Genomic DNA, 25,164 nt, shown 5'->3' on the forward strand with positions numbered 1-25,164 from the left:
CAGTTAAATTTTTAAACTATATAACTATGTACACGAAATTTAAATTATTATTATTATCTATTATTTTGGTAGGTGTTTCTTGTAAAAATGAAACTAAAAAACCTTCAGAAGAAAATGAAAATCAGACTGAAGAACAAATAAATCTCAAAGAAGAAAAGAAGTCAAAATTTGAAGGTAGAGAAGTAACTTATGAAACAGATTCTACAATTATGCGTGGCTATGTGGCTTACGATGAAATCAACGAGGAGAAGCGTCCGGGAATTCTAGTAGTACATGAATGGTGGGGACATGACGATTATGCAAGAAAGCGTGCAGATGATTTAGCAAAACTGGGTTATGTCGCTTTAGCGGTCGATATGTACGGCAATGGCAAACAAGTGAATCACCCCAAAGAAGCTATGAAATTTTCTAGTAATGTGATGCAAAATTTCGATGTTGCTAAAGTACGCTTTAATGCAGCTATGGAATTATTGAAATCTCATAAATATGTAGATGATAACAAAATTTCTGCGGTCGGATTCTGTTTTGGAGGTAGTGTTGCTTTGGCTATGGCAAATAGTGGAAGTGATTTAGATGCAGTTGCAGCATTTCATAGCGGTATTGAATTACCTGTAATGCCAAATGAAGATTTGAAAGCTAGAATTTTGGTTCAGAATGGGGCAGAAGATGCCATGATTACAGATGAACAAGAAGAAAAATTCAAGTCTGCGCTTGAAAAAATTAATGCAGATTATACTTATTTAACTTACGAAGGCGTAAAGCATTCATTCACCAATAAAGCTGCAGATAGCATTGCTAAAAAGCACGACCTTCCATTGGCTTACGATAAGGAAGCAACAGAGGAATCTTGGAATCGAATGATTGATTTTTTCAATGAAACTTATTCTGAATAAAAACTATTAGAAATTAAAATTTGAATCTTTGTTAATAAAGCTTATTAATAAAAATTAGTAAGCTTTTCAAGGATTTCATCAAAATCTGAATTATAATGTTCAAATTCGGTAGGGTAGCCTTCTCCATTGACTGTTATTAATATCTGAATCATTAATCCAGCTTCATCGGATGAATACTCCATTATAATTGTAGTTGTAATGTCATTGTTAACAGCATAACTTCTATAATATATCCATTATCGTCGTAGCTATACATTACACAATGGCAAACTCATTATTTTTGAATTTAACGCTTCTTTATTAAGCGTAAACCTATAGAAGTTTTATATTTATGATAAAAAATTATGGGATCAAGTAAAGAAGTTAAAAAGGTGTATTTTTTTAAGGATAATAGTAAGAGCGAAGATGAAGTACATCTTTCAGACATGCATGATGACGGCGTTCACTTTAATAAAGAAATATTAGCAAAGGCCAAAAGAAAAAAACAAATTGACAAAGAAAAAGCGGAAAAAAAACAGAGAAAGAAAAATCGAAAGAAGGATCTTTAGTCCTGAAATAATTTTTTAAAAAACCTGAGGTTTACTTAAGTATAGTAATCATTTAGAAACTTTTAATCCAATATTAAGTAAACAAAATTTCAAGTACATTTTTTCATTTTTGATTACTGTATCGGTTATAAAACTGAGTATAATATCTCTACAAAGCCTGACCTTATGAGTTAAATTATTTAAGGTTTGTAATTTAGAGTTTTATGTCTTATGAAATTTCAATTCTAATTTTGACCTTTATTTATAAGTATAATATCTAACACTTGTTCTGTCTGAAGTTTCGTAACTTATTTCCCTTTTTGTTGGAAAACCTTCAGAGTTATATTCATAAGAATAATAGCTATAATTGTCACCCCATGGAGTCATTACCATCAGGGTATTATTGTTAGAAATTCTATTAATTTTCAAATAAGATTCGTCAAATACTAAACTAAAGGGGTTTCTCATGTTATCATATTTGTATAAAAACCCACCTTGACTATATAATAAATTTCCATTATTATCATATTCATACTCGTATGTACAACAATAATCCCCATCTATAGTTTCGATTTGTGCTACCATATTTCCATCTTCATCATATTCAAATTCTGTTTTTATGATTTCATCGCTATAAATAGTAGTTTCAACTATTTGATTACCTTCATAAGTTAGAGTTGTATATTCTCCATTGTATTCAATTTTAGATATTTTCCTATTTTCATATTCATAATATCTAGTATTAATTCCTACTTCACCAGATTCATCAGTATGAGTTTCAGTTAGAGAAATTATGTCACCATCTGAATTATATGAAAGATCAAAAACAGAGCTACTTTCTGTAAAATATGTAGTCCATTGAACTTCATATTTTTCTAATTTAAGATTTGTAGGCTGATCATTTATAGAACCTGAATCATCGTCATTAGAACAAGAAATTAGGATAAAAGCTAGGATAGGTAATATTAGTCGTTTCATAAGTAAAGATAATTTTAATATTCATAAGAATTCTCACCTACCGTTGATTACTTTAAACATTATCATCTGAAGACAATTATATAAAACAAATTAGATAGAACATTCAATGTTTATTCAGTTTTAAGGATATCTAGAATGCCGAACTTAGTCATTTATTCACGATTTATAAAAAAATATTGATAACGAGTTGTTAAACAAACATTATCGCAAAAAAATTTCCTTCATAGATAAAATAAAAAACCCCGATTTTAACGGGGCTTATTGTAGCGTGGACGAGAGTTGAACTCGTGACCTCCGGGTTATGAATCCAATTCTCGAACTTTTCTAACTTGTAATTACCACAAAATCAAAAGCCTAACTTTTCTATTTATTTAAATTATCTAATTTTTCATTTTTTCAAGGGTTGTCGTTTAAATACTTTCATGAATCTGTAAAACAAACACTTATAAGATATTTTTAATTGTTTTTTTAATATATGATGACTTTATATTAACCTCGTTATTTGAATTACCACTCATCACTTTGGTCAATTTCATTAGAAGATAAATAATTATAAAGTGAACTAGATAACTCATTCATAGTTTTTTCAATATCAGGAATAGCTTGTTTACCATACTTAGTCATTTCACCGTCTTTTTTAAAAAAATTAGTCTTAATTAAATGCATATCATTTTTGTCAATAATAAAACTCAAACGATATCTATTTTTTTTAAATTCAACGATTAATTCATAATCAATACCACCAGTATAATTTTTGCCTAATACTTTGTATGAATACGCTTTTTCTGCTGGTCCAGAAATTCTTATTTTTTTATTTTGAAATTCAGCTTTTATGACCTCATCTGGATCATAGTAAGTTTCTTTAATCCAATCTTTAGTTTTAGCATACATATCTTTTGCAGAAGTATTATTTAATTGAATAACTATGGGTTCAACGCCTTTACTTGTGAGTTTGAATTCAGGAATAGTAGAGGGGGTTGTAGCTTTTACAATTACAAGAGCTAAATAAACAAGCCATTTTGATAACATAAGTGAATTAATTTTAAGATTTAGTATATGGTTTTTTCATAGTTGGTAATTGAAATATTATCTCATAGCATAGAACCACCTATACCTAAAACAAATATTAGAAAGAATAAAAGAAATGGAAGTAATACAAACCACCATACTAAAATATTTGTGTTTTGTTTGTTTTTTTCTGCTTTCTCAATAAGCTCATTCTGTAAAACTAGCATTTCGATCATTGCTTGCTTATCATTGAGCGCTTCGTATTCAATCCTTAAATCTTCTTTTTTGGATTTTTTCATTATTATAGATTTTGAGTTGTATATTAAATTAAAAAGTCCGTTTTATTACCTTCCAAATAGAATGTACATCATCTAGAATTAATGAGAAATCAGGAAATTCAGGCGAAGGGTTTCTAGATTTACATATAATTTTCCCCTCAACATCAGAATCTTCAATATCTTTATGAAAGATTCCATCTTTTGATACAATAATCCATCCATAATCTGTAGGTCTAAAACCGTCAGGCCAATGATGCCTGCCTAATTCACGACCTAAAACTTCAGCACCGTTTGGAGTATCGTTAATACCTCCACCATTCATGCTATCATTACCTGTATTGAAGGCAATATACTTGCCTAATCCTATCTTGTCAACTGTAAAATATGATACTCCGAATGTGTTGTGGAGTTCATATTCATCCTCAAATACTTCTATAAAACTTGCGTATGCCTTGTAAGGCACCTTTGGAGCTTGAATCATATACTTACCATTTGGGAGTTCTACATATTTATTTCCGTGATTATTTTCAATGTAGTTAACTTCTTTATCAGAAACTACAGATTGTGTATTTTGTGCGTTTTGTTCTGATTTAGAAAAAATGATATTTTTTATTACTTCAAGGTATTCTTTTTTAACACTACCTCTATTAAAAGCCAATCGCAATCCATTTCCTGAAATTGGCAAATCTTTGGACAAGTCGTCCCAGCTGTAGCCCTTAAGCTTTTTATTTTTTAGGATGTATTCTAATTCATTCATTATTTAGAATAATTTTAAATAAGTACAAAACGAACATTTTATCTTTGTTTTAGCTGTTCGTATTGTTCGTTTTGTGTATATTTGTACTCACATACATAAACAAATATAAGATAAAATTTAGAACTAGTGGAAAAACTAATCATTATCAATCAGAATTTGTGTTCGGAAAGTCACCGAATAAAGTTGGTTTCAACTCCAGTAGTTATTGAGGCAATTTTTAAAACAAAAAAGTGCGGAGTTTGGGTTATGGATAAAATATTCATGGAAACTTTTACTAAAGATAATTACAACCACCAGTTTAAAAAATTACTCGAAAACATTGAAAAAGAGTGCAATATCAAATTATTAAAACCAGCATCATGAATATTGAAGAATTACACCAAGAGCTACAAGTGGTATCAAAAAGATGTAAAGGCTTCCATAAAGAAGTCGCAAATGATTCAGGTATCAGTTATGTGTATCTATCTAGACTTAAGAAACCCGAATACAAACTCACAGATACTGAAGAGAATAGAACTCTTTTGAAGAAAATTATCAAAAACTATCGTAGGGCAGTTCAAAGAAGAATTCAGGAATACCAATCCTTGAGTTCAGAAATTTCAGTAATAGAATAAACTCAAACAGTCATGACAAAATCTCAACGCATCAAGCATATCAAAAAAGAGCTATCAGATTTAGATGTTCATGAAGAAATTTTCAAACAAAGCTTAAGTGCAACTACAAACCGAAAGAAGTACTTAAGACAGGAGCTGGAAGAATTGGGAGCTTCCAGTTCCTCCCGAAAGGGAAAACAAGAGAGCGTATTAGATATGAAGCAAAAAGCCAAGCTTATTGCAAGTTTAACTCAATAAATCTAAAATAATGGAAAGATTCAACAAAGAAGCAAGAGAACTTATAGATAAACTCGAAAAGGCTATCAGCTGTAATGACAGTAAAAAAGTTTCCAAATTATATGAGGAATCAATTTTAATCGACTGGGAAAATGTATCGGATCAATTGTTTGGAAAGTATGATGATCTGATTGACAAAGGAAACGAACTACTATTAAAATAAATCATCATGAATTCACAAACCAACTATATAAAACTGAAATCTAAATATGAATATCTCAGCGATGAAGATATCCAAAACGGTATTGAAGACATTACTTCAAGATTGGTCGAAATGAATGAATTCAAATCAGTTGATCAAGCTAAGATATATATCAACCAAACTATAGAAGATTTTATGGATGACGATTATTTAACAAAATTCAATCGCATCCTTGGCAGAATTGACAAACGCGGAATAGCAATCACAGATTCGTTTCAGAAAAATCTGTTCTCAAAAATGAGAATGAAACTGTCAATACTCAATTATTTCAACAAAGCTAATTATGAAAAAAGCCCTTTAAAACAGGCGGTTCATAATGCATTTCAAATATTTCACAATTCACCACATAATTCAATAATCAAATTTTAAATCTATGGAAACTACAGCAACCCCAGAAATTAAAAAAGAAGTCATTACACTTGATAAAGTGAATGTTAGAAACCTTCCTGAACTTCAAGGATGGAAGCAAAAACAAAAACAAGTTGTAAAGAATCATCCTTTTGTAGCAATCAAGGATAACAAAACTTATGAGGAAGCTAAAAAGCATCGTACCGCTTTAGTTTCAGCAAGAACTGATATTCAGAAACAAGATAAACTAATTGCTTCTAAACTAAAAGAGCTTAGATCTGAATCTAAAAAAGTAGCTGATGAATTAATTCAAATCACTCAACCACATGAAGACAAACAACAGGATGAAGTTAAGCGATATGAAGATAAAAAGGAAGCTGAACGCAAAGAGCGGGAACGCATAGAACGTGAGCGAAAAGAAGCGATTCAGAATAAAATTAACAGTGTTTATGCTTACTGGAAAACTAAAATTTCTCAATTGGAATTTGAAAATATATCTGAATTTGAAAAATCACTTGAAAATGGCATTTCAAAACAAGATTCTGAAGAAATGGAAGAGTTTGAAATGGATTGGGCTGAGAAGAAAAATCTTCTAAAAAATCAATTAGAAGAGCGTATAAAATACATAACTGAGCAAGAGGAAGCTAGAAAAGAACGTGAACGTTTAGCTGAGGAACGCCGAAAATTTGAAGAGGAAAAACAAAAAGAAGAGGAAGCTCGAAAGGCTCGAGAAAAAAAGCTTAAAGAGAGAAATGCAAAACTAAAACCATATATCAGATTCATAAGAGATTATGATCAGGTACTTTATCTATCGGATGAAGACTTTGACAAAGAACTTGAAAGTCTTGATCACCAAGCTTTAGAACAAAATAAGTTTGAAGCTAAACGTAAAGCTAAAGAGGCTGAGGAGAAAAAACAACGTGAAGCTGAGGCTGAGAAACTTCGCAAAGAAAAAGAACACATCGAAGCGGAAAAACAAGCTCAAGCACAAAAAACATTTGAAATCAGATGCAATCGACTTGGTGAAGTTGGCTTTGTCGAAAATCATACTGGAGCATTTGTAAACGATTCTCACAAAGTTCAGTTAGAAAGTTTAGTTGATGATGTTTATGCAATGGATATGGAAGAGTTTGAAGATTTTATCCAGGATGCAAAAACAGAATTAGTAAACGCCAAAGCTGAAGCAGAACGTAAAGCTCAGGAAGAAGCTGAATTAAAAGAAAAACGAGAAGCTGAGGAAAAAGCTAAAAAAGAAGCTGAAGCCAAAAGACAAAAAGAACTTCAACCGGATAAATCCAAAGCTGAATCATTCATCAACGCACTTGGATTCAGTGAGGAAATACCAACAATAAAAGATAAAGCTATTGAGGATCTGCTAAGAAATTTCGCAAATGAAGCTAAGGATCTTCAACTATCATACATAGACGCTTTAAATCAAATCAAGTAAATCAATTATTAATCTTAAATATTTCAAATTATGCAGACAGAAGAAAACAAAGCAGAATTACATCCAAAAAACGGAGAAATCACATTTATGATGCCAAGTACAAACGCACTTGGTGCATTGAAAAAGGCTGAAAAAGGACGTCAATTGACCGTGAGCTATAAAAAGAAAGAAGAATGGCTAGCTGAAGTTGACAAGCCAGTTAAATGTTTCTTTTTAGGATTAAAAGAAGCTACAGATGCAAAGGGAGAAACCTACTTCATAGCCAAACTTCACGACGGAGAAAAAGCCTTTGTATGTGCACAAACCGTACTAGTTCAATCTCTAATGAGTACAGAATTAGGACAGGGTGTTGAAATTACATGCACTGGATCAACCAAAACAAATGGAAATGAAATTCCATTGTTTGACGTCGTAGAGTTAAATGTTAATATCACGAAAGGTGATGAGTAGTGTAGCTCAAATATCTGAAGAAGCTAAGGCAGAACATGAATCTGCCTTAGCTAAACTTCATAAGTTGAACAAAGAAAAGGAGTGGCTGGAGAACAGAAGAACTCGTTTTACAGTTTCAGAATATGTTCGGCTTATGGGATATGAAGATAATCCTGATTATGAAACTAAACTTACCAAAGGTGGGATTTCATACGCTTATGAAAAGTACCTAGAGGAAATTAGCACATTCAGCAAAAGTTTTTCAACTGCATCAACCGAACATGGAAATGAATTTGAAGTTGATGCCGCAGTTAGATTCATGGATGAAACGGGATTGAAAGTTCACAACTTCGGAGATGATCAAGAGTTTATAAAACTAGGCAAAGATTTAGGCTGTACTCCAGATGGTTTAATAGAAGATTGGGCAGGCTTAGAAACTAAATGTCCAGATTCTAAAACACAGGATCAATATCTAAATGACATAAAGGGTCAGGAAAGCTTCAAAGAAGTTTGCAAAAAGTACTACTGGCAAATCATGGGTTCCATGTATATAACAGGAAGAAAGTCTTGGTATTTCGTCTCCTATGATCCTAGAATGATCAGTGAAGATGAACAAATCTTAATCCTAAGAATTGATCGAAATGAAAATGATATCGAAAAACTCAAAAACCGTTTGAGGATGGCCATTGGCTATAAGTTATCACTACTCAAAAAAAGAGCTAAACGCAAACCTCTCAGAATAGTTTAGATATGTCAGGAAGTAAAACAATATGGTGGGGTTACGTGCATGAGAATGGTAGTATTCAGGTTAAAAGATATTTCAATGATGCAGACATTCAAGATGCAATTGAATCTCCATTTGTAGGAAAAGTAATCAGCAGAATTGAAGTTCCTGTTGATGTCAAAAATCATAGAGAGTACGCAGAAGAAATAGCAAATATAATGCTTCGATAGCGATGAATTGGGAAGAACATAAGGGAGTGAAAAAATACAAAATCTTAAGATCGAATCTAGATTCAAAAGGTTTTGTCACTCATATCAATCGTGTAAACGAAAAGTGTTTTAACCTAATCATCAATGGCGAAATAGTAAAGGTTTACAAAAAACGCCAATCAGCAAATAATTATCTAATCAAATTATTCAAAAAATTATGAGTTACGAATTAGAATTACGCGGTTTTGTTCACAGAAATTGTAGTGGACAAATCATAAATCAAATGCGATACGCATCTCCATTTCAATTATATAAATGGAAGGAGCAAGGCACTGAAATCAGCATCATGCTTTTTTCAGGAAAACTGGATAAGAATAACAGAAAAATCTTCGCTGGTGATCTTCATAAAGATGAAACTATAGTTGATGGTGAAATGAAGGCGAGTTATTATCCTATCATTTTTGAAGATGCTTCATTTTGGGTTGATGAAAGTTTCAAGAAAGATGGAACATGTCTAATACCGCTTTCTGAATATCCTGAACCAATCAACATCCAAGGAAACATATTTGAGAACCCAAACTATAAAAGTGAAGGATAATGCTATACGATACTTCAATAGAGTTTGACAAGAAACGAGCCATAGAACGCTTCAAATATCTCATCGACAAGAAAAAAAGAATCGAATTGATTGAGAAAAAAAAGAAACGTTCATTAAGTCAAAACAACTACTTGCACCTGATCCTTAGTTGGTTTGGACTTGAATTTGGTTACACGCTTGAAGAAGTAAAACAAGAGATTTTTAAAAAAGAAGTCAATCCTGAAATTTTTTACGATGGAGAAAAATCAGGACTTATCACCATTAGTCGATGGCGAAGTACAGCAGATTGTAATACTGAAGAAATTTCATTGGCCACAAATAGGTTTAGAGATTATTCCGCTAAAAACGGGTGTTATCTACCAGAGCCAAATGATCTGCCAGCCATATCCGAGATGGAACGCCAACTAAGTCAACACAACGTAAAGCAATATCTATAATGCAAACACTTACAGGAAATATCAAAGAGATTAATACTGATGATTCTGTCAGTTTCCCTAAAAAGATTCTGGAGCTTCAGATGCCATTTGGCGAATCAGCTTTCATTGAATTTAGAGGAACTATCATGACCAGGCTACTTGAAGATTTTGATCAAAATGAACTTGTACAAATCAATATAGTTCTTCAGGGAAGTATCAGTAAAAAGTCAGGATTATTCTATAACAATTTAGTCGCACGAACAATAAAATCAGTAACCCAAAAAACAAAAGACTATGAATGAAATTGAAGTAAAATCAGCAAAAATTAGAAGTGGAATGTTCCTAACATTCACTTTTGAAAAATCAGATGACAAACGAACAGACACTATTAAAGACGATTCTGATTTACCATTTCATGAGGACCTAAAACAAGCGTTTTATAACCTCATTCCACATTTAGTTTTAGTGTCTGAATTAGACAAAGAGGTAAACATCGTAAACTACATCGATAATGGAATTGATTTAGAATCTGAAAATGAAGCGGAACTGCAATTCAAATATGCAATTGATGAATTTAAAATTGATGGTTCTGGAGATACGGAAGGACTTGTTTTGGTTGGTAGAAAAATCTTGAGTACCGGAAAGGAAATCAAAATCACTTCACCAAAAGTAAAGTTCTATGAACCGGAAGACAAAAAACAATACCGATTCTTAGGCGAGCTGACAGAACGACTTGAAGCCTTAAAGACTGAAGTCGTAGAATATCTAAACGGAAAGCATGCACCGTTACCTCAACAGGAAATGGAATTTCCAGAAGATGACGATGAAGCTTTTAATCAAGAAGAAGAGCAAAAGCATGTCGCCTAAAGAATATTTAAAAATAGTTCATCAGGCAGTTTGTGAAAGATTCGGAGCCACTGAAACCGAATTTTTCACAATCTCCAGGAAAAAGCACTTAGTGTATATGAGACAGTTGTTTTGCTTTATGGCCTACAAAAAACTGAAAGAAGATTCAGATAGTAGAGTTTCAGAAATCAATGAATATATCACTGAGTACAGAGGAAAAAGATACGATAGAACAGCTGTATTTGGAAACTTTAAAAAAATCGAAAACCACAGCAAAATCTATCGAGATGTTCAAGCAGATATTCACGATTTAACAAGACGAATTCAATGCAAATTATAGTTCACCCATCTGAATTTCATATAAGTATTCCTAATGATCATCTGCGCCAGATAAAAACTGAGAATGTAAAGCGGTTGAATAATAGGCGATGGGATTATAATAAAAAGTGCTGGATTGTACCTAGAAATCTTCAGGATGAAGTTTTAAAAATTGGCAGATTTTATCATGCCGAGATTTTAAAAGTCAAAAATAATAGTCCTCAAAAAGTCGGTAAAATTAAAGATCTACCTGATCTGGATATGAAAATAGAGCTGAAGCATCCAGAAGGATTTCAATTAAGAGATTATCAATCGAAAGGCGTAGCTAGAGGGTTGGAGCTGAAAAAATACATCAACGGTGATGAGCAAGGCTTAGGCAAAACACTTCAAAGTATTGCTACACTATATGCCGCAAAACTCAAAGGCGAAGATGTATTTCCGGCACTTATTATTTGTCCAGCTTCAATGAAAGAAACATGGCTTAGAGAGTGGCGGGATTGGACAGGAATTAAATCTTTAATTCTAAACAATTCAGTAAAAAACACCTGGCCACGATTTATTGAAATGGGAATGGCAGATGTCATCATAACCAACTACGAAAGTTTAAGAAAATACTTTGTTGATTATATGCCACCTAAAGCCAAAATGAAAAACTCCATGGATATTAAAATGTCTCCAAAAGTTGACATTTTCAAATCTGTAATTATAGATGAATCACATAGATGTAAGGACAGCAAAACCCAACAAACAAAATTGGCACTTAGAATTTGCATGGCTAAAGACTGGGTTATTCTCTTGACAGGTACGCCAGTCGTTAATAAACCAATTGACCTATTTGCACAGCTGGCCATATTAGGACGATTAAAAACCTTTGGCGGTTCCAAAGGTTTCAGACAAAGGTATTGTAATGGTGGTAGTGGTGCCAGCAATTTGAGAGAACTGAATTACTACATCAATAAGTATTGTTTCTTCAGACGTGAAAAGAAAGACGTGGCTAAAGATCTGCCAGATAAGCAACGTCAAACTATCCTTTGCGATATCACAACTAGAGCACAATACAATAGGGCTAAAAATGACTTTGAAAAGTATTTAGCCGACAATGATTTGACTGATGAAGAGATTCAGAAAAAACTCCGTGGTGAAATCATGGTAAAAATTGGTGAACTCAAAAAAATTTCAGCCAAAGGGAAACTTAATGAAGTTAAAGAGTTCGTTGATCAGGTGGTTGAATCTGGAGAAAAAATCATCGTGTTCTGCAATCTACATTCAATAGTTGATGAATTGAAAAAATTATATCCAAAAGCCGTTACGATAACAGGACGCGATGATTCAGTTCAAAAGCAAAACAGTATTGACCAATTTCAAAAAAACAAAGATTGTCAGGTCATAATCTGTAACATTAAAGCCGCAGGAGTAGGAATCACCTTGACCGCTTCATCCAGAGTTGCTTTCGTAGAATATCCTTGGACATACGCTGACTGTGTGCAGTGTGAAGACCGAGCGCACAGAATTGGCCAGGTAGACAATGTGATGTGTACTTACTTTTTAGGTAAAAACACCATAGACGAGGACATGTTTAAAATGATCAAAGAAAAAGCGACAACAGCTAACACCATTACGGGAGCAACAGATAAAATGGAAACAAATTTTGTTGACAAGATGTTGAACATATTTAAAAAGTAATCAATACAAACATGAGCAAAGAAGCATATTATTTTTCCCACGACAGCAACGCCCGACAGGATGAGAAAATACTCGCTCTTAGGATGAAGCACGGCTGGGAAGGTTATGGCATTTATTGGGCAATAATAGAAAAGCTCAGAGATGAATCGGATTTCACGTGTGTCAAAGATTATAACGTAATAGCCTTTGACCTACGTACAGATGCAGCCATCATAAAATCAATTGTAGAAGATTTCAGGTTATTTCAATTTACCGAATGTGGTAAGCGGTTCTACTCTGAAAGTCTTATGAAAAGGATGGATGCTAAAAAACAAAAATCTGAAAAAGCCAAAAAAGCTGCTGAAAAAAGATGGGGAAGGTCTGCAAAAAATGAAAATAGTAATGCGGATGAAATGCGAACGCAAAACAAAAGTAATGCGGATGATATGCAAACGCATAGCAAACGCAAAGCTGACCCAATGCAAGGAAAGGAAAAGAAAGTAAAGGAAAGTAAAGTAAAAGAAAGTAAAGTAGAGAATAAGAAGAAAAGCTCGCGCTTTTCGCCTCCCTCGCAAGATGATGTTTATGATTATTTACTTGAAAAAAAATTACATCCAAGTTTAGCAAAAAAAGAATCTGAAAAATTTTGGCATTTCTACGATTCAAAAAATTGGATGGTCGGAAAAAATAAAATGAAAAAATGGAAGTCAGCCGTATCAGGATGGATCAATCGAATGTCGGATTTCAAATCATCAAAATCAAATCAAGATGAAAACACTGAAAAACCAAAATACAACAGGCAGTCTGAAGAAATCGTCAGACGAAATGCAAGTAACTGGTGATCTGAATAGCGATCTCAATAAATTTCAGATTGCCAGGAAAGCAAAGACGTTTGATAAAATCAGAGACTTACCTGAAATGGAAGCTAGACAAAATCTAGGAATGATTTTTACCAAAGCGGCAAATCTGGTAGGTTTCAAAAATGAGATAGGGGATATCAACAAAGCTGACATTAGGAATATGATTTTTAAGGAATACAGAAACCTGAGTCTGCAAGAAATTGATTACGCCTTTGAGCACGACAGATACTCTGGTGATCCAATCGATCATTATCAAATGTTCAACTCTGTTTATGTCACTAAAGTTTTGAAGAAATACATCAAGTGGCGGAATGCATACAGAAAAGAAAACCAACTGGATAAAAAAGCTTTACCCATACCTGACATTAAAATTTCTGAAGCTGAGAAACAACAAAATCATGAAAACTTTATCCGAATGATTTTCGAAAGATTAGAAGTTAGGGAAACGGTCCACGATGCCTGGTTACTTTATGATTTAGTAGATGCGCCAAAAAAGGATGATGTAGACTATAAAAAGAATCTATACAATGCACAGAAAGCGAAATATTATGAGGATGAAAAAAATGTAAATCCGTTCAAAAAAATAACTCGAGGAGAAGGAGAGAAGTACATTAAAAATCGATGTAAAGCTATTATCGTTAGCAAATATTTAAAGGATTATATAAATGATTATGAGATATTTAGAAGTAAAATTATTTCAAAAAAATCTAAAAATTAGCGTGCATGAATGTCTAATATCTCTTAATTTCCATACAGGAAATAAAATTAAATATTATGACAATTGAACAGCAAATTACAAAAGACCCAAACAAAGCCTTTATCAATTTTGTAAAAACACATGAACAAAATGAAATCTTTAACAAGCTAAGAGATCACAATCTCAGAAATGTAAAGATTCTCACAACTGAATTTTTAACAGTCGCTACAAAATACGCATTACTAACAATGCTAGAGAACAATCAAATTTAATGCGACTAAGGATGTTCTTTTAAGTTCAGATTATCATCGATGAAAAGCAGATGAATTTTGACAGTCGGTCTTTTGAGATGAACTGCTTTACCAAAAACCTGAAAACGACCACACGGCAAAACTAACTCCAGGGGATAACACCCCTTTAGCCGTGTACAAAATAATAGTAAAAAATATAAGTTATGTTTAATCAAAATTTTTATCCAACACCCGAAAGCGTAATTTCGATGATGACAGCTGATTTGGATATTCAAGAAAAAATAATTCTGGAACCATCTGCAGGAAAAGGAAACATTGTAGATTTCCTAAATAAGCATCAAGCCAAAGAAGTTTTAACCTTTGAAAAAGAAACCGATTTAGCTACAATTGTCAAACAAAAATCTACTTTCCTGGGCCATGATTTTTTAGAAGAAGCTACAGCTGAAAACCTAAGTCATATTGACTATATCATTGCGAATCCACCTTTTGATCAAGCTGAACATCACATTCTGAAAATGTGGGAAGTCGCACCTGAAGGATGCACTATATTGAGTCTTTGCAATATGGAAACTATAATGAATGGGTTTTCAAGAAAACGCAGGCAATTAGAACTTCTGATCAATGAAAATGGTGAAGTCAATGATTTAGGTAACTGCTTTGCAACTGCTGAAAGGAAAACCAATGTCGAAGTAAATTTAGTTCGTTTATTCAAACCTGTCGTTTCTGACTTCAACAAATTCGATGGATTCTTTATGGATGAAGACAATGATCCACAAGGCAATGGGATTCTACCTTATAACGAAATCAGGAATATTGTACAAAGTTATGTTGGTGCCGTTGAAAAATTTGATGAAGTTAAAAGCACAGTTGAAAGTTTAAATAGATACGCCAAGCCAATAGGGGCGAGCGGATCATTTAGTTATTCTGTGACCTATGGAGATACGGTAACCGATAAAGCACATTTTGCAAAAACTTTACAAAAGACAGCTTGGAAACATGTTTTTAATAAAATGAAAATTGAAAAATTTGTAACCTCTGGCGTGATGCAAAAGGTTAATGAATTTGTTGAGGTTCAAAGTAAATATCCATTTACGATGAAAAATATTTATCGAATGATTGATATTATAGTTCAAACTCGCGAACAGACATTCAATAAATCCATGATAGAAGTTTTTGATAAAATCACGAAGCATCATCACAAAAACCGCTATGAAGTTGAAGGATGGAAGACAAATAAGTCTTATCTAGTTGACAAAAAGTTTATATTAGACTGGGTAACTGAAATAGGCTTTGATGGACAATTTTCAATTCGATATAACGGGAATCAAAATAAGATGAATGATTTACATAAAGTCTTATGTTTCTTGACTGGAGAATCTCCAAAAGATACAATGCGTGAAGATAAAGATGGTAATCATCCACCTATTAGAGAATTGAGTATGTGGCCACATCAACTGAATCTTGAATTCGGCATCTGGTACGATTGGGGATTTTTTCAGATCAAAGGATTTAAAAAAGGAACTTTACATGTTAAATTTAAAGATGAAAAAGTATGGGAGAAGTTTAATAGAAAAGTTGCAGAAATAAAAGGCTTCGAATTGCCTGAAAACATTTAGAAAAACGAAAGGCTACTTTGAAGTAGCCTTTCTAACCAATCTTATGGATAACATGATTCCATGTACGAATATAAATAAAATTTAATCATGACAACAGATAGAGCTATAAAAAGACGAAATAGAAAACTTCAGAATTTCTTTGATAATTTATTTCCTGAAATTATAGGTACAGATGTAAATATTTCAATAATTGGTAATGAAAACACACCGGCCATCATTATAGATCATAGAAAAGTGTTGAGCTGCTATGTTCATAATTTCGACCTTAGATTTACAGATCTTCCCTCAGGTGGCGAAATTATGCACGAAGAAAAATTAACTTGGGAAATGAATCCAGATCATGAAAAAATCAGACAATGGTTTCATGAAGCTCAGCACCGAAGTTGCTATAAAGTTAAGGTGAAAGGCACTGATCTATATCTGGCTGGCTACAATTTTCTGAAACGTGATAAAGAAAATCCTAAAGGGCGGTATCCAGTATTTGCACCATACGGATTCAAATATTATTTCACAAAAGAAAAAGCTGAAGAAATCGTAACAGATTATTCTAGGAAAGGAATGGAGCTGGAGGTTGTGTAATAAAAAAGGCTACTCATCAAAGTAGCCTTTTAACCAATCTATTATAAAAAACTTCATCCTAAGCCAAATATATAAAAATCTTAATAAAATGGTAAAAAGAATTTAGAGTTGTATATATTTGTTGATGTAAATGAGTTGGCAGTAATTTAAAAATAATATATGTGGATAAGTAAAAGTCAGGAATGGAAAAGTTCTCATTCAGATTTAAGCAAATATTTTATAGAAAAATTAAAGCAGCAAGTTGATTCTACAGAAATAATATCCAATAAGCATAGAACCACAAATGGATTAACCTTGATTTCGGAAATCATTAATGTTGCCAAGATGACCAAGGACAGACCTAAATATAAAAACAGATTGATCAGCTTATTGGAGGAATCTAAGGACACCAATTTAAAGTCTAATATTGTAAATGACTATATAGTATCTAGATATTTTAAAGACATTAAAAATTATTACTCTGGTCTAACCCCTAGAAAAATTGCATCTAAAGAACGAGAAATTAAATTACTTATAATTAAGTCAAAAATATTTCAGTCAAGGGTTCAAGAAAAGTATTATAAATATATTTTGAATGAAATACAAAATATAAATTTTGATACTGAAAATTTTGAAAGGGAAGCAAAAAAAATAGATTCAATAATTTCATGTTTTACTCCCTATGTTTTGTTTTTGGGTTATTCTACCACTAGTATAAGTGAAATAGCTTATCGCTACGTATTTAAACCATATGGAAAATCTGCACCGCAAAAGATAGCTGAACACTTTAACGGTAAAAGAAGTGAATTTAAATTTCTGATAAAAGCACAAAAAAATGCTCCAGAATTTTCTTTTATCAAGAAGAATTTGAATAAAGATCACATTTCAATTAATGAAATCGAATTTGAAAATGTGAAAAGTTTAATGTTCAATAATGACCTTAAAATGTCTGAAAATGATGAACTTTTTGAATTATCGACCAAGGTAAGAGATCCGCATAATTTTTTAAGAATATTATATGATTTAGGATTAAAATGGTATGTAGCTAAATCTGCAAGACTTTCCCTAAACTTTTTTACACCCTTTTTTGATAATGTTTATTGGAGATTTGGAAAAGCCGTTTCAGATAACAATCATAAATATCAAAATAGCAAAATACTATTAGATCCTATTAATGTCCCAAACAGACCAGATACCTTACACGAAACTCTAAAAAAATTAGCACAAGATTTTAAATTTGATGATAAACTTGAAAATGGTATTCCTGCATACTCAAACCTTTTACAGCCAATATATTTTTATAATCTAGCTTTAGGTTCAAAGTCGATTGAAAATTCAATCTCATTACTGTGGACCTCTTTGGAAATGATAGTACCTTACCGGCCTTATGAATATGATATTGAAAACGTTCAATACTTTGTAAGTAAATCGCTAGCTATTGGATCAGTTGGAAGGGAATTAACTTCATTTATATTAAGATATGTTGAAACAAACAGCTTAAACAATGATGAATTATCTACAGAAAGTTTTAAAGCTCCTTATTTAAAATATACTTCAAGCGGCTTAAAAAAATGGGTCAAATGGTTAACAACAAATTTTGATACAAAAGATGATCCATATGAAAAAATTAAAGGTTGCTCAAATCTTTTATGTAGTCAGTTCTGCTTCTTGAATGATACTTATTCCGGCAACTCTGAATCATCTGAGTATTGGCTGAACAAAATTACAAGTTCTGAAAAATCAATAAAGTATCAACTAGACAGGATTTACCTTCATAGAAATCAAATAGTACATACAGGTAAATTCATTAACGAATATTCAAATCTCTGGTCACATCTTGAGTGGTATGTTGGAAAGCTTTTAAGTTACTGTATTCTAGAAAGTATGAATGGAGAAGAAAATCTTGAAAAGATGTTCTTAAAATTACATTCAAAAAATGAACAAATTATTTCAATTTTGGAAAATAATAAAGACAAGAAAATTAATGAAATGGAATTTATATTTGATGATATTTTAGAACCAACTTGGCAATTTTTTTAAATTAAAGGTATTGTTAATTTTATGTTTTGTCGAGAAAGTCTAAAAATCTAAGGTTTTCATCAAACTAAAACTAAATTTTCTTCCATTGAAAACCTCGGTGGCTCTGTTTTGAGGATTATCAATTGTTTTTAAAAAAATAAGATGAAAATAAAAACCTAATACAAATATTTTGACAATACATTTAAAAGCATATATTGAATGAAGTATCTTAAGATAAACATCCCATCATATGTATTGCCAGAAACTAAATATACTTTAGACAAAGGAGTCTATATTTTTCCCTCAAACATCAATCAACCTTCCAAAATAATTGATAAAGTCTATCTTTCCTTAATTATAACTGATGAAAGTTTATTTTTAATTAATTCGGACAATCTGAAAATTTGCGTTAGTTCATTCATAGTGTTTCTAAATTTTATTACATACTCTGTACATAGTGCTATATGGTTGCAGACTGTTAATTTTAAGGTGTTATATAAAGAAGTTAGTGAAGCTGATAGTCTTAATGAAATTGTTGAAAATTATATGGAATTTGAAAAATCTCAAATAAATTATTTTTATCATAATTTTAATTATCTCGCATTACAAATTGGTACTCAAAAATCTGACAGTGACGATTACGCTAATTTTGTTTATTTATATCGAAAATATATTAACTTGGATTATAAGGACCCTTTAAAAGATAAAATTGATTTATTATCATTCACTTCTGTACAACCCAATCTAACAAATAATTATTATGATAATCAAAATGTTGAGATAAGTCTTGTTTATACTATTCTTGACTCAATTATAAAAGATTATCTGAAAGATAACCAAACAGTTAAGAAATGTGAGAATTGCGGTTTTAAAAAGATTGGTAGGAAGAATGATAAAACTAGAATTAGTGAATTTATAGATCTATTAGAAATTGAAGATCCAAAACTTTGGAAAAGTATATTAATGAATTTATATAGAATTAGAAACGAGTTTTTTCACGAAGGTAAAATTGATAACCTTAATGAAAATATAGATAAGGCTTTCAAAGAGAAATTAAATGATACAAAAGAATCAGGTTTGACAATTAAAGAGGAAGTTAAATACAATCAAAGCCGTTTACTAGGTCTCTTAAAGGTTAAAATGATGATTAGAAAAATTTTAATCGAATCATTAAAAAAACAAGTATGAAACTAATTATATTTAAATTTTTTAATTTAAATATAATTAGCATTTTTTTAAATCCTCAATCAGTTCAGGGGTTAACAATGCTTGTTTTAAAACCATTTTGGTTATAACATTGAGAAAATCAAGAATCTTATTTTTGTTATCAGCTAGAATACTTAAGTCTTTTTCGAAATCGACTTTATTACCGTGAGCAATACTGTTTCTGTATCTATATAATTTTCCTAAAATTATAGGCAAGTTTAAGGTGTCAGGACCATTAAAATAATCCATTACAAGTATTGGTTTTTTTGAGAGATTATTTATCAAGTTAATTTTATTTTTTAATTGTTCATTTATGCTTGATTCATTTGGTTTATACGTCGATAAAAGTAGCTCTAAAATTGAAAAAAAACCTATTACTTTAAATGGGGAAATATTTGATATTCTTTGTAAATGCATAAAGTCTTTTAGAGATTTATCAATACTATCAAATTTACTTTCATGTTTAAAAAAATCTTTTAAACTATAAATTAAATCCTTAATTTCCTTTATATCAGATTCTGTTATTTCTTTGATTGGAGTTTCAAATTTAGATCTATCAGTAAAAAAAACGAAGCTCTTTATGGGATCGTACATTCCTGGTAATATTTCAGGCTTTTCATCTAATCCAGAAATATCACAAACCCAACTTTCAAAATGAAATCTTAAATTTAATCTTGATAAACTAAAAGCTAATGGTAAAACCCTATCGTTATAGGGTAAGTTATGTTTAATAATTGTATATTTCCATTCACTACTTTCTAATTTATGCCAATTAAAATGAGTTGGATCATCAGATTTAGCTTTTAGGTCAAATTCATATATATTTGGATCATATTGATTAAATACCTGATTTTTTATACTATACTCTCTTAAGTATTCAATAATTTTAGGATCTGGTCTGCAAATAACCAAGTCATCAATCTCTATCGAATTTTTATTATTATTAAAGTTTATTTTATCGGCAATAAAGTAAAATTTTTCATGCATGACATATAAATTTATTTAAGCTTGTGTCTAACTTATCCTTCAAATATAGCCAAAAAAACCTTATATTTGACCTAATAATGAGCTTTCCAAAAACCCTGTTTGAACCTGTCATCAGGTAAAGATTTCCCAAATATTTTAAACTGTGTCAAGTGTTATAGTCGGAATAGATCCTGGCGTAGATACTGGTGTCGGTCTTTGCTTTTCTAATAAAGACAAAGACGCGCTGACTTTGCCTATTCATAAGGCTTTCAACTTAATCAATCATTTAGTCAACACTAATGAAAAAGTTTATGTTAGAGTAGAGGACGCCAGAAAACGCAAATGGTTTGGTAAAAACTCCAATAGCAAACAACAAGGCGCTGGATCCATTAAACGAGATTGCAAAATCTGGGAGGATTTTTTAACTGAAGTAAAGAAAGATCATCCTGGTAAATTCAATTTTCAAATGATCCATCCAGTCAAAGGCGCAACCAAACTCAATTCAAAAACATTTAACCAAATCACAGGAATAACAAAACGCACCAGCAATCATGCTAGAGATGCGTATATGCTTGTCCATGGTTTAAACCCAAAACTTATAAGATAAATTATGTCTAAAGGAAAGAACCCAGTAACACACGTAAAGCTATCGATTAAAGATATCATTTTCCAGGATGAAAACCCTAGATATATCAATGATGAAGATTTACAAAAGCTAGCTGAAGACATCAAAAAAGACGAAAGCTTTTTGATGCAACGCCCGCCACTGATCAACGATATAGGTGGAGACTTTTATTGTTATGCCGGAACCCAAAGAATAAAAGCGGCCAAGCTGAACGGCTACAATGAAATTTATTGTTTTGTTGAAAAGGACGTTCCAGAGAAAGTACAGCGTGAACGCATGCTGAAAGACAATCTTCATAGAGGGAAATGGGACAAAGACAAACTCCTGGACTTGGATTTTGAATTGATGGAACTCAAAGATTTTGGTTTTGAAGATATCGATCTGGATTTCATCAAAGATGAACCAGAGTTTCCAGATGAGTTTGAACAAGAGAAAAATGAGAATCCTCCAAAGATGTCCATCACCTTTGTCGATTCCAAACAACTCAGTGATTTTGAAAAGCTGATTAAAGATGAGGTTTTATCAAAACAGAAGTTTGAAAGTATCACCTATTCAGTAAGCGAGGGAGAACTATGAGACTAGCCAAAGCATCCACAAAAGCCATAAGATACGCCTGCCTAAAGTATCACTATGCAAAAGCAGTCCCTCAAATTCGTTTGGGTTATTCTGTGTTTAATGATGCGGATGAATGGTGTGGAGTTGTGTTGTTTTCAAATGGTGCTAATCCTAGAATTGCTCAAGAATATGATTTGGTCCAGGGTCAGGTAGTAGAACTTGTAAGAATGGCACTCAACGGTAAACAGGAATTTACATCCCAAGTTTTAGCCGCAGCTTTAAGAACTATCAAAAAAGATGCGCCTCAGGTCAAAGTCATTGTCAGTTATGCAGACCGAAATCAGGAACATATTGGCACCATTTACCAAGCAACCAATTTCTTTTATATGGATGAAAGATCCAATGAACGTGGAATACGAATAAACGGAAAACTAACCCACCGTAGAAGCGTTGGAAAGAAGTATGGCAATGCCTCAATTCAATGGCTAAGAAAAAACATTGACCCTAATGCTGAAATCGTTCGCGGAAAAACAAAAATCAAGTATGTGTATCCACTAGATCGTAAGCAAAGAAAGAAACTTAAGAAAATGGCTAAACCCTATCCTAAGAAACAAAGCGCTTAGGACAGGAATAAAACTCAAAAAATTTAGATTATGGGAATTGAATCAAAATTTACTCAAATCATAGAAATACAAGGAACAATCCATAAAATTAAAAATATCCAACAATATGGGGAACATGGATTTTATAAAAGACAATTGCTTTTAAAAGTTCCAAACGGGAATTATCCGCAAATTATTCCTATTGATTTCCTTAAAGATAAGTCTGCATTGCTTGAAAACTATCAAGAAGATGACAGCATAAAAGTAAGTGTCAACTTTAGAGGTTACGAAAACAACGGCAGTAATTTTGTCAATTTGGTTGGATGGAAAATTAGCGATTAATATAATTGCAGAGATAATTTAAAATTCTCTGTGTAATGAAAAAAGAATATTTAGCGATGAATCAAATTTTAAAAAAGAAACTAGAACGATTAAAGAGGAAAAGAGAAGAGTTATCACAGCTTGTGAATTCAACGGAATCAAACAGTTTAATCAAACAGGACTACATACGTGTGAAAGCTCAAATTGAGACTTTAGAGGATGTTTTGGATATATCTGAAGGCATGATGGTCGAATAAAGCTAGACTATATCTAATCGCACGAAATTCGGACGGAATGAGTAAATCAAAAAATAAAATTGAACGCGATGCCAAAGGCAGGTTTAAGAAAGGTAAAAGCGCTAATCCAGATAAACAGTTTTCATCTAAAAACCAACCTGAAAATGCTGGACGAAAAGGCAAAACAACGACTGAGTATTTACAAGAGCTTGGTAAGGCGATGTCGATTGAATTCGATATCAAAATCACAAATACCGAAGGCAAAGCAAAAGTCCGAAAAGGTAAAGTTGAAAGTCACTCATCTATGAATGAATTACTGGCCAACTTGCTTTTTGCAGATGCCATTCAAGGTAATCACAAAGCAAGAAAAGAAATATTAGATCGCCAGGAGGGAAGACCACAACAAAGAGTTGATTTAACGAGTAAAGGCAAATCAATCTCCAGCATGACTGACGAAGAAAAACAGAATAGAATTCAAGAATTACTGAATAAAGCAAAAAACAAGAAAGATGAGTAGTCTAAAAATTGAATCAGGTAAAGTCTTCGTCAATGAAAAAGAAACCAAAAATGCTGAACTGATTGGTTATGCAGTTTTGGATCTAGCGGATGAGAACAAAGAAAATTTAAACATCTTGGATGATCGCGAAACTCAAAACTATTATAAAACACATAGCGGTAAGTCAGTATTGATTGAAGACTAATGCTCACAGATGAAGAAATATATGAATTGGAAGTTTTATTGAGGTATCAATCGCTGAATACCTACGATGAATACACCAATCCAAATTATAAGTTTCTTCATCAATCCATCATAGAACAAAAGTTTTCTAAACTAGGGAAACTACTCAGAGGTTATGCCGGATGTATTTTAGAAGGATCATCACGATCTGGAAAAACTTGGAGTGGTGTCGATATCATCATTTGGCTTTGTACTGAAGTCGAAGAAAATTGCAGAATCAATATTTACAGAGAAACTTATCAATCTTTTGAAGAATCGCTTTACGATGATTTCAAAAGACGTTTAGATGATTTTGACTTGCCTAATCCATTCCACAACGCACAGAAAGTAAAAAGTTTTAAAATAGGCAATAATGTCATTTCCTTTCAAGGTTGTGATAAGATTGGAAAAAAGCACGGTTCAGGTGCAGATTATGTGTTTTTCAATGAGCTCATGCACATTCCGCAGAATATTTTTGATCATGCTGAAATGAGATGCCGTAAATTCTGGTGGGCAGATTACAATCCTAGCTTTACAGATCATTGGGTATTTGATAAAGTCACCACCCGTGATGATGTTGGTTTCCTTAGAACTACATTCAAACAGAACAAACACATCTCATCTCCAGAGCGAAGAAAAATATTGAGTTATGAGCCTTACAAACCGAATAGCTATGAAATCAAAAACGATGATTTATATTATAATGGCGAACCGATTTCAGATAAAAACCAACCGCCACCACATCCAAAAAATGTAACAAGTGGCACCGCTGATCCTTTCATGTGGAAAGTCTATGGTTTAGGTCTTCGTGGTGCAATGCAAGGCGTCATCTTCACCAATGTAGAATGGATTGATGAATTTCCAGACATTGATTTCACTTATGCCAATGACTTTGGTTTCACCGCAGATCCTAATGTGCTTGTTAGGTATGCAGAGGATGAAAACAATATCTATGCAGAACCTTTGACCTACAAAGCCATTGAAACTGACGAGGAATTATCTCAAATCTTAGTTGATTTAGATATTGAAAGGTCTAAACCGATTGATTGTGATTCTTCAGATAAACATATCAGCGAAAACAAAGGCACGATTGAAATGGTGAAAGGCCTCAGGAAAAGAGGTTTCAACGCTAGAAAGATTTCAAAGAAAAAATCTGTGATGTATTGGATTCTCTCGATGAAGAAAAAGAAAATCCACATCGTCAAAAACGATTTTTATAAGAAAGTCAAAAAGGAAAGGGAAAACTACACTTTCAAAGAAGTCAATGGTATTCTGATCAATCAACCAATTGATGATTTTAACCATTTCTGGGATGCAGTTCGTTATGGCCACATCTCACACAACGTCAGTAGCAAAAAACATATTACAAATAAAAGTCTCGCTCAAATGGGCGTAGCATACTAA

37 protein-coding genes are annotated in these 25,164 nt (G+C 32.2%); 31 read left to right on the forward strand and 6 right to left on the reverse strand.

Annotated elements, in window-relative coordinates; genetic code table 11:
* Positions 1–26: 26 nt before the first annotated feature.
* Positions 27–893 (forward strand): dienelactone hydrolase family protein, encoded by an 867-nt coding sequence (locus tag EIG86_RS10630; RefSeq protein ID WP_127846157.1) that lies wholly within the window; start codon positions 27–29, stop codon positions 891–893.
* Between the two features lie 44 nt (positions 894–937).
* Here the strand turns inward: EIG86_RS10630 and EIG86_RS14125 are convergent, their stop codons facing one another.
* A complete protein-coding gene (locus EIG86_RS14125; protein ID WP_157983130.1) occupies positions 938–1,075 on the reverse strand; it encodes a hypothetical protein in 138 nt (45 codons plus the stop codon).
* 162 nt (positions 1,076–1,237) lie between these two features.
* Between EIG86_RS14125 and EIG86_RS10635 the strand changes: the two genes are divergently transcribed.
* Positions 1,238–1,441, forward strand: a complete 204-nt coding sequence (locus EIG86_RS10635; RefSeq protein WP_127846158.1) for a hypothetical protein — start codon at positions 1,238–1,240, stop codon at positions 1,439–1,441.
* Positions 1,442–1,678: 237 nt separating this feature from the next.
* Here EIG86_RS10635 and EIG86_RS10640 read toward each other — a convergent pair whose 3' ends face one another.
* The 4 genes from EIG86_RS10640 to EIG86_RS10655 form a co-directional block, all read right to left on the reverse strand.
* Positions 1,679–2,398 (reverse strand): hypothetical protein, encoded by a 720-nt coding sequence (locus EIG86_RS10640; protein WP_127846159.1) that lies wholly within the window; start codon positions 2,396–2,398, stop codon positions 1,679–1,681.
* A 507-nt stretch (positions 2,399–2,905) separates the two neighbouring features.
* On the reverse strand, positions 2,906–3,427 hold the full coding sequence (locus EIG86_RS10645) for a DUF4468 domain-containing protein (RefSeq protein WP_127846160.1): 522 nt from the start codon (positions 3,425–3,427) through the stop codon (positions 2,906–2,908).
* A gap of 62 nt (positions 3,428–3,489) precedes the next feature.
* Complete coding sequence (locus EIG86_RS10650; RefSeq protein ID WP_127846161.1) at positions 3,490–3,705, reverse strand: hypothetical protein; 216 nt, start codon at positions 3,703–3,705, stop codon at positions 3,490–3,492.
* 28 nt (positions 3,706–3,733) lie between these two features.
* Complete coding sequence (locus tag EIG86_RS10655) at positions 3,734–4,441, reverse strand: XRE family transcriptional regulator (RefSeq protein WP_127846162.1); 708 nt, start codon at positions 4,439–4,441, stop codon at positions 3,734–3,736.
* Positions 4,442–4,770: 329 nt separating this feature from the next.
* On the opposite strand from EIG86_RS10655, the gene EIG86_RS10660 reads away from it, so the two are divergent.
* The 21 genes from EIG86_RS10660 (at position 4,771) to EIG86_RS10760 (ending at position 19,719) form a co-directional block, all read left to right on the forward strand.
* Positions 4,771–5,055 (forward strand): hypothetical protein, encoded by a 285-nt coding sequence (locus EIG86_RS10660; RefSeq protein ID WP_127846163.1) that lies wholly within the window; start codon positions 4,771–4,773, stop codon positions 5,053–5,055.
* Between the two features lie 12 nt (positions 5,056–5,067).
* Positions 5,068–5,292, forward strand: coding sequence for a hypothetical protein (locus tag EIG86_RS10665; RefSeq protein ID WP_127846164.1), 225 nt, complete (start codon positions 5,068–5,070; stop codon positions 5,290–5,292).
* 10 nt (positions 5,293–5,302) lie between these two features.
* Complete coding sequence (locus EIG86_RS10670) at positions 5,303–5,494, forward strand: hypothetical protein (RefSeq protein ID WP_127846165.1); 192 nt, start codon at positions 5,303–5,305, stop codon at positions 5,492–5,494.
* Positions 5,495–5,500: 6 nt separating this feature from the next.
* Positions 5,501–5,902, forward strand: a complete 402-nt coding sequence (locus tag EIG86_RS10675; RefSeq protein ID WP_127846166.1) for a hypothetical protein — start codon at positions 5,501–5,503, stop codon at positions 5,900–5,902.
* Between the two features lie 4 nt (positions 5,903–5,906).
* Positions 5,907–7,328, forward strand: coding sequence for a hypothetical protein (locus EIG86_RS10680; RefSeq protein WP_127846167.1), 1,422 nt, complete (start codon positions 5,907–5,909; stop codon positions 7,326–7,328).
* A 30-nt stretch (positions 7,329–7,358) separates the two neighbouring features.
* A complete protein-coding gene (locus EIG86_RS10685; protein ID WP_127846168.1) occupies positions 7,359–7,778 on the forward strand; it encodes a hypothetical protein in 420 nt (139 codons plus the stop codon).
* On the forward strand, positions 7,771–8,505 hold the full coding sequence (locus EIG86_RS10690; protein ID WP_157983131.1) for a lambda exonuclease family protein: 735 nt from the start codon (positions 7,771–7,773) through the stop codon (positions 8,503–8,505). The genes EIG86_RS10685 and EIG86_RS10690 overlap by 8 nt, the downstream gene beginning before the upstream one ends.
* Positions 8,506–8,507: 2 nt before the next feature.
* Positions 8,508–8,711, forward strand: coding sequence for a hypothetical protein (locus EIG86_RS10695; protein WP_127846170.1), 204 nt, complete (start codon positions 8,508–8,510; stop codon positions 8,709–8,711).
* A gap of 196 nt (positions 8,712–8,907) precedes the next feature.
* Positions 8,908–9,288, forward strand: coding sequence for a YopX family protein (locus EIG86_RS10700; protein WP_127846171.1), 381 nt, complete (start codon positions 8,908–8,910; stop codon positions 9,286–9,288).
* Positions 9,288–9,725 carry a hypothetical protein gene (locus tag EIG86_RS10705; protein ID WP_127846172.1) on the forward strand — a complete coding sequence of 146 codons (438 nt, stop codon included), beginning with the start codon at positions 9,288–9,290 and terminating at the stop codon, positions 9,723–9,725. Before EIG86_RS10700 ends, EIG86_RS10705 begins: the two co-directional genes overlap by 1 nt.
* Complete coding sequence (locus tag EIG86_RS10710) at positions 9,725–10,006, forward strand: hypothetical protein (protein WP_127846173.1); 282 nt, start codon at positions 9,725–9,727, stop codon at positions 10,004–10,006. The genes EIG86_RS10705 and EIG86_RS10710 overlap by 1 nt, the downstream gene beginning before the upstream one ends.
* On the forward strand, positions 9,999–10,571 hold the full coding sequence (locus tag EIG86_RS10715) for a hypothetical protein (protein WP_127846174.1): 573 nt from the start codon (positions 9,999–10,001) through the stop codon (positions 10,569–10,571). The genes EIG86_RS10710 and EIG86_RS10715 overlap by 8 nt, the downstream gene beginning before the upstream one ends.
* Positions 10,561–10,890: a hypothetical protein gene (locus EIG86_RS10720; RefSeq protein ID WP_157983132.1), complete on the forward strand. Its 330-nt coding sequence runs from the start codon at positions 10,561–10,563 to the stop codon at positions 10,888–10,890. Before EIG86_RS10715 ends, EIG86_RS10720 begins: the two co-directional genes overlap by 11 nt.
* A complete protein-coding gene (locus EIG86_RS10725) occupies positions 10,878–12,551 on the forward strand; it encodes a DEAD/DEAH box helicase (protein ID WP_127846176.1) in 1,674 nt (557 codons plus the stop codon). The genes EIG86_RS10720 and EIG86_RS10725 overlap by 13 nt, the downstream gene beginning before the upstream one ends.
* Positions 12,552–12,562: 11 nt before the next feature.
* Complete coding sequence (locus EIG86_RS10730; protein ID WP_127846177.1) at positions 12,563–13,372, forward strand: Lin1244/Lin1753 domain-containing protein; 810 nt, start codon at positions 12,563–12,565, stop codon at positions 13,370–13,372.
* Positions 13,299–14,108: a hypothetical protein gene (locus EIG86_RS10735; protein WP_127846178.1), complete on the forward strand. Its 810-nt coding sequence runs from the start codon at positions 13,299–13,301 to the stop codon at positions 14,106–14,108. The genes EIG86_RS10730 and EIG86_RS10735 overlap by 74 nt, the downstream gene beginning before the upstream one ends.
* 56 nt (positions 14,109–14,164) lie before the next feature.
* Positions 14,165–14,359 (forward strand): hypothetical protein, encoded by a 195-nt coding sequence (locus tag EIG86_RS10740; protein ID WP_127846179.1) that lies wholly within the window; start codon positions 14,165–14,167, stop codon positions 14,357–14,359.
* A 182-nt stretch (positions 14,360–14,541) separates the two neighbouring features.
* Positions 14,542–15,954 (forward strand): DUF4942 domain-containing protein, encoded by a 1,413-nt coding sequence (locus EIG86_RS10745; protein ID WP_127846180.1) that lies wholly within the window; start codon positions 14,542–14,544, stop codon positions 15,952–15,954.
* Between the two features lie 87 nt (positions 15,955–16,041).
* Entirely contained in the window at positions 16,042–16,533 is a 492-nt protein-coding gene (locus tag EIG86_RS10750) for a hypothetical protein (RefSeq protein ID WP_127846181.1), read from the forward strand.
* 159 nt (positions 16,534–16,692) lie between these two features.
* Entirely contained in the window at positions 16,693–18,552 is a 1,860-nt protein-coding gene (locus tag EIG86_RS10755; RefSeq protein WP_127846182.1) for a hypothetical protein, read from the forward strand.
* A gap of 198 nt (positions 18,553–18,750) precedes the next feature.
* Positions 18,751–19,719, forward strand: a complete 969-nt coding sequence (locus EIG86_RS10760) for a hypothetical protein (protein WP_127846183.1) — start codon at positions 18,751–18,753, stop codon at positions 19,717–19,719.
* A gap of 36 nt (positions 19,720–19,755) precedes the next feature.
* Here EIG86_RS10760 and EIG86_RS10765 read toward each other — a convergent pair whose 3' ends face one another.
* Positions 19,756–20,724, reverse strand: a complete 969-nt coding sequence (locus EIG86_RS10765) for a HEPN domain-containing protein (RefSeq protein ID WP_127846184.1) — start codon at positions 20,722–20,724, stop codon at positions 19,756–19,758.
* A gap of 142 nt (positions 20,725–20,866) precedes the next feature.
* On the opposite strand from EIG86_RS10765, the gene EIG86_RS10770 reads away from it, so the two are divergent.
* Genes EIG86_RS10770 through EIG86_RS10805 form a run of 8 tightly spaced genes read left to right on the forward strand, consistent with a single transcriptional unit; the run spans position 20,867 to position 25,164 of the window.
* Complete coding sequence (locus EIG86_RS10770; RefSeq protein ID WP_127846185.1) at positions 20,867–21,310, forward strand: hypothetical protein; 444 nt, start codon at positions 20,867–20,869, stop codon at positions 21,308–21,310.
* Positions 21,311–21,313: 3 nt separating this feature from the next.
* The gene (locus EIG86_RS10775; RefSeq protein WP_127846186.1) at positions 21,314–21,904 is read left to right on the forward strand and encodes a ParB N-terminal domain-containing protein; all 591 of its coding nucleotides are present in this window, start codon (positions 21,314–21,316) and stop codon (positions 21,902–21,904) included.
* The gene (locus tag EIG86_RS10780; RefSeq protein ID WP_127846187.1) at positions 21,901–22,506 is read left to right on the forward strand and encodes a Mom family adenine methylcarbamoylation protein; all 606 of its coding nucleotides are present in this window, start codon (positions 21,901–21,903) and stop codon (positions 22,504–22,506) included. Before EIG86_RS10775 ends, EIG86_RS10780 begins: the two co-directional genes overlap by 4 nt.
* Before the next feature lie 30 nt (positions 22,507–22,536).
* On the forward strand, positions 22,537–22,827 hold the full coding sequence (locus EIG86_RS10785) for a DUF3127 domain-containing protein (RefSeq protein WP_127846188.1): 291 nt from the start codon (positions 22,537–22,539) through the stop codon (positions 22,825–22,827).
* Positions 22,828–22,862: 35 nt separating this feature from the next.
* Positions 22,863–23,063, forward strand: coding sequence for a hypothetical protein (locus EIG86_RS10790; RefSeq protein ID WP_127846189.1), 201 nt, complete (start codon positions 22,863–22,865; stop codon positions 23,061–23,063).
* Between the two features lie 37 nt (positions 23,064–23,100).
* Complete coding sequence (locus EIG86_RS10795) at positions 23,101–23,559, forward strand: DUF5681 domain-containing protein (protein WP_127846190.1); 459 nt, start codon at positions 23,101–23,103, stop codon at positions 23,557–23,559.
* A complete protein-coding gene (locus EIG86_RS10800; protein ID WP_127846191.1) occupies positions 23,552–23,743 on the forward strand; it encodes a hypothetical protein in 192 nt (63 codons plus the stop codon). Before EIG86_RS10795 ends, EIG86_RS10800 begins: the two co-directional genes overlap by 8 nt.
* Positions 23,743–25,164, forward strand: a complete 1,422-nt coding sequence (locus EIG86_RS10805) for a terminase large subunit domain-containing protein (protein ID WP_127846192.1) — start codon at positions 23,743–23,745, stop codon at positions 25,162–25,164. Before EIG86_RS10800 ends, EIG86_RS10805 begins: the two co-directional genes overlap by 1 nt.

Origin of the sequence: Psychroflexus aestuariivivens (assembly GCF_004010055.1) — a bacterium.
GTDB classification, from domain to species: Bacteria; Bacteroidota; Bacteroidia; order Flavobacteriales; family Flavobacteriaceae; genus Psychroflexus; species Psychroflexus aestuariivivens.

Coding starts and splice junctions, on each gene's coding strand:
- EIG86_RS10785 (WP_127846188.1), top strand. CDS start 22,537: ATGGGAATTGAATCAAAATTTACTCAAATCATAGAAATACAAGGAACA.
- EIG86_RS10650 (WP_127846161.1), bottom strand. CDS start 3,705: ATGAAAAAATCCAAAAAAGAAGATTTAAGGATTGAATACGAAGCGCTC.
- EIG86_RS10630 (WP_127846157.1), top strand. CDS start 27: ATGTACACGAAATTTAAATTATTATTATTATCTATTATTTTGGTAGGT.
- EIG86_RS10740 (WP_127846179.1), top strand. CDS start 14,165: ATGACAATTGAACAGCAAATTACAAAAGACCCAAACAAAGCCTTTATC.
- EIG86_RS10645 (WP_127846160.1), bottom strand. CDS start 3,427: ATGTTATCAAAATGGCTTGTTTATTTAGCTCTTGTAATTGTAAAAGCT.
- EIG86_RS10790 (WP_127846189.1), top strand. CDS start 22,863: ATGAAAAAAGAATATTTAGCGATGAATCAAATTTTAAAAAAGAAACTA.
- EIG86_RS10780 (WP_127846187.1), top strand. CDS start 21,901: ATGAGACTAGCCAAAGCATCCACAAAAGCCATAAGATACGCCTGCCTA.
- EIG86_RS10690 (WP_157983131.1), top strand. CDS start 7,771: ATGAGTAGTGTAGCTCAAATATCTGAAGAAGCTAAGGCAGAACATGAA.
- EIG86_RS10765 (WP_127846184.1), bottom strand. CDS start 20,724: ATGCATGAAAAATTTTACTTTATTGCCGATAAAATAAACTTTAATAAT.
- EIG86_RS10805 (WP_127846192.1), top strand. CDS start 23,743: ATGCTCACAGATGAAGAAATATATGAATTGGAAGTTTTATTGAGGTAT.
- EIG86_RS10800 (WP_127846191.1), top strand. CDS start 23,552: ATGAGTAGTCTAAAAATTGAATCAGGTAAAGTCTTCGTCAATGAAAAA.
- EIG86_RS10695 (WP_127846170.1), top strand. CDS start 8,508: ATGTCAGGAAGTAAAACAATATGGTGGGGTTACGTGCATGAGAATGGT.
- EIG86_RS10755 (WP_127846182.1), top strand. CDS start 16,693: ATGTGGATAAGTAAAAGTCAGGAATGGAAAAGTTCTCATTCAGATTTA.
- EIG86_RS10730 (WP_127846177.1), top strand. CDS start 12,563: ATGAGCAAAGAAGCATATTATTTTTCCCACGACAGCAACGCCCGACAG.
- EIG86_RS10665 (WP_127846164.1), top strand. CDS start 5,068: ATGACAAAATCTCAACGCATCAAGCATATCAAAAAAGAGCTATCAGAT.
- EIG86_RS10745 (WP_127846180.1), top strand. CDS start 14,542: ATGTTTAATCAAAATTTTTATCCAACACCCGAAAGCGTAATTTCGATG.
- EIG86_RS10735 (WP_127846178.1), top strand. CDS start 13,299: ATGAAAACACTGAAAAACCAAAATACAACAGGCAGTCTGAAGAAATCG.
- EIG86_RS10715 (WP_127846174.1), top strand. CDS start 9,999: ATGAATGAAATTGAAGTAAAATCAGCAAAAATTAGAAGTGGAATGTTC.
- EIG86_RS14125 (WP_157983130.1), bottom strand. CDS start 1,075: ATGGAGTATTCATCCGATGAAGCTGGATTAATGATTCAGATATTAATA.
- EIG86_RS10775 (WP_127846186.1), top strand. CDS start 21,314: ATGTCTAAAGGAAAGAACCCAGTAACACACGTAAAGCTATCGATTAAA.
- EIG86_RS10675 (WP_127846166.1), top strand. CDS start 5,501: ATGAATTCACAAACCAACTATATAAAACTGAAATCTAAATATGAATAT.
- EIG86_RS10685 (WP_127846168.1), top strand. CDS start 7,359: ATGCAGACAGAAGAAAACAAAGCAGAATTACATCCAAAAAACGGAGAA.
- EIG86_RS10670 (WP_127846165.1), top strand. CDS start 5,303: ATGGAAAGATTCAACAAAGAAGCAAGAGAACTTATAGATAAACTCGAA.
- EIG86_RS10760 (WP_127846183.1), top strand. CDS start 18,751: ATGAAGTATCTTAAGATAAACATCCCATCATATGTATTGCCAGAAACT.
- EIG86_RS10725 (WP_127846176.1), top strand. CDS start 10,878: ATGCAAATTATAGTTCACCCATCTGAATTTCATATAAGTATTCCTAAT.
- EIG86_RS10655 (WP_127846162.1), bottom strand. CDS start 4,441: ATGAATGAATTAGAATACATCCTAAAAAATAAAAAGCTTAAGGGCTAC.
- EIG86_RS10705 (WP_127846172.1), top strand. CDS start 9,288: ATGCTATACGATACTTCAATAGAGTTTGACAAGAAACGAGCCATAGAA.
- EIG86_RS10720 (WP_157983132.1), top strand. CDS start 10,561: ATGTCGCCTAAAGAATATTTAAAAATAGTTCATCAGGCAGTTTGTGAA.
- EIG86_RS10635 (WP_127846158.1), top strand. CDS start 1,238: ATGGGATCAAGTAAAGAAGTTAAAAAGGTGTATTTTTTTAAGGATAAT.
- EIG86_RS10795 (WP_127846190.1), top strand. CDS start 23,101: ATGAGTAAATCAAAAAATAAAATTGAACGCGATGCCAAAGGCAGGTTT.
- EIG86_RS10700 (WP_127846171.1), top strand. CDS start 8,908: ATGAGTTACGAATTAGAATTACGCGGTTTTGTTCACAGAAATTGTAGT.
- EIG86_RS10640 (WP_127846159.1), bottom strand. CDS start 2,398: ATGAAACGACTAATATTACCTATCCTAGCTTTTATCCTAATTTCTTGT.
- EIG86_RS10680 (WP_127846167.1), top strand. CDS start 5,907: ATGGAAACTACAGCAACCCCAGAAATTAAAAAAGAAGTCATTACACTT.
- EIG86_RS10750 (WP_127846181.1), top strand. CDS start 16,042: ATGACAACAGATAGAGCTATAAAAAGACGAAATAGAAAACTTCAGAAT.
- EIG86_RS10710 (WP_127846173.1), top strand. CDS start 9,725: ATGCAAACACTTACAGGAAATATCAAAGAGATTAATACTGATGATTCT.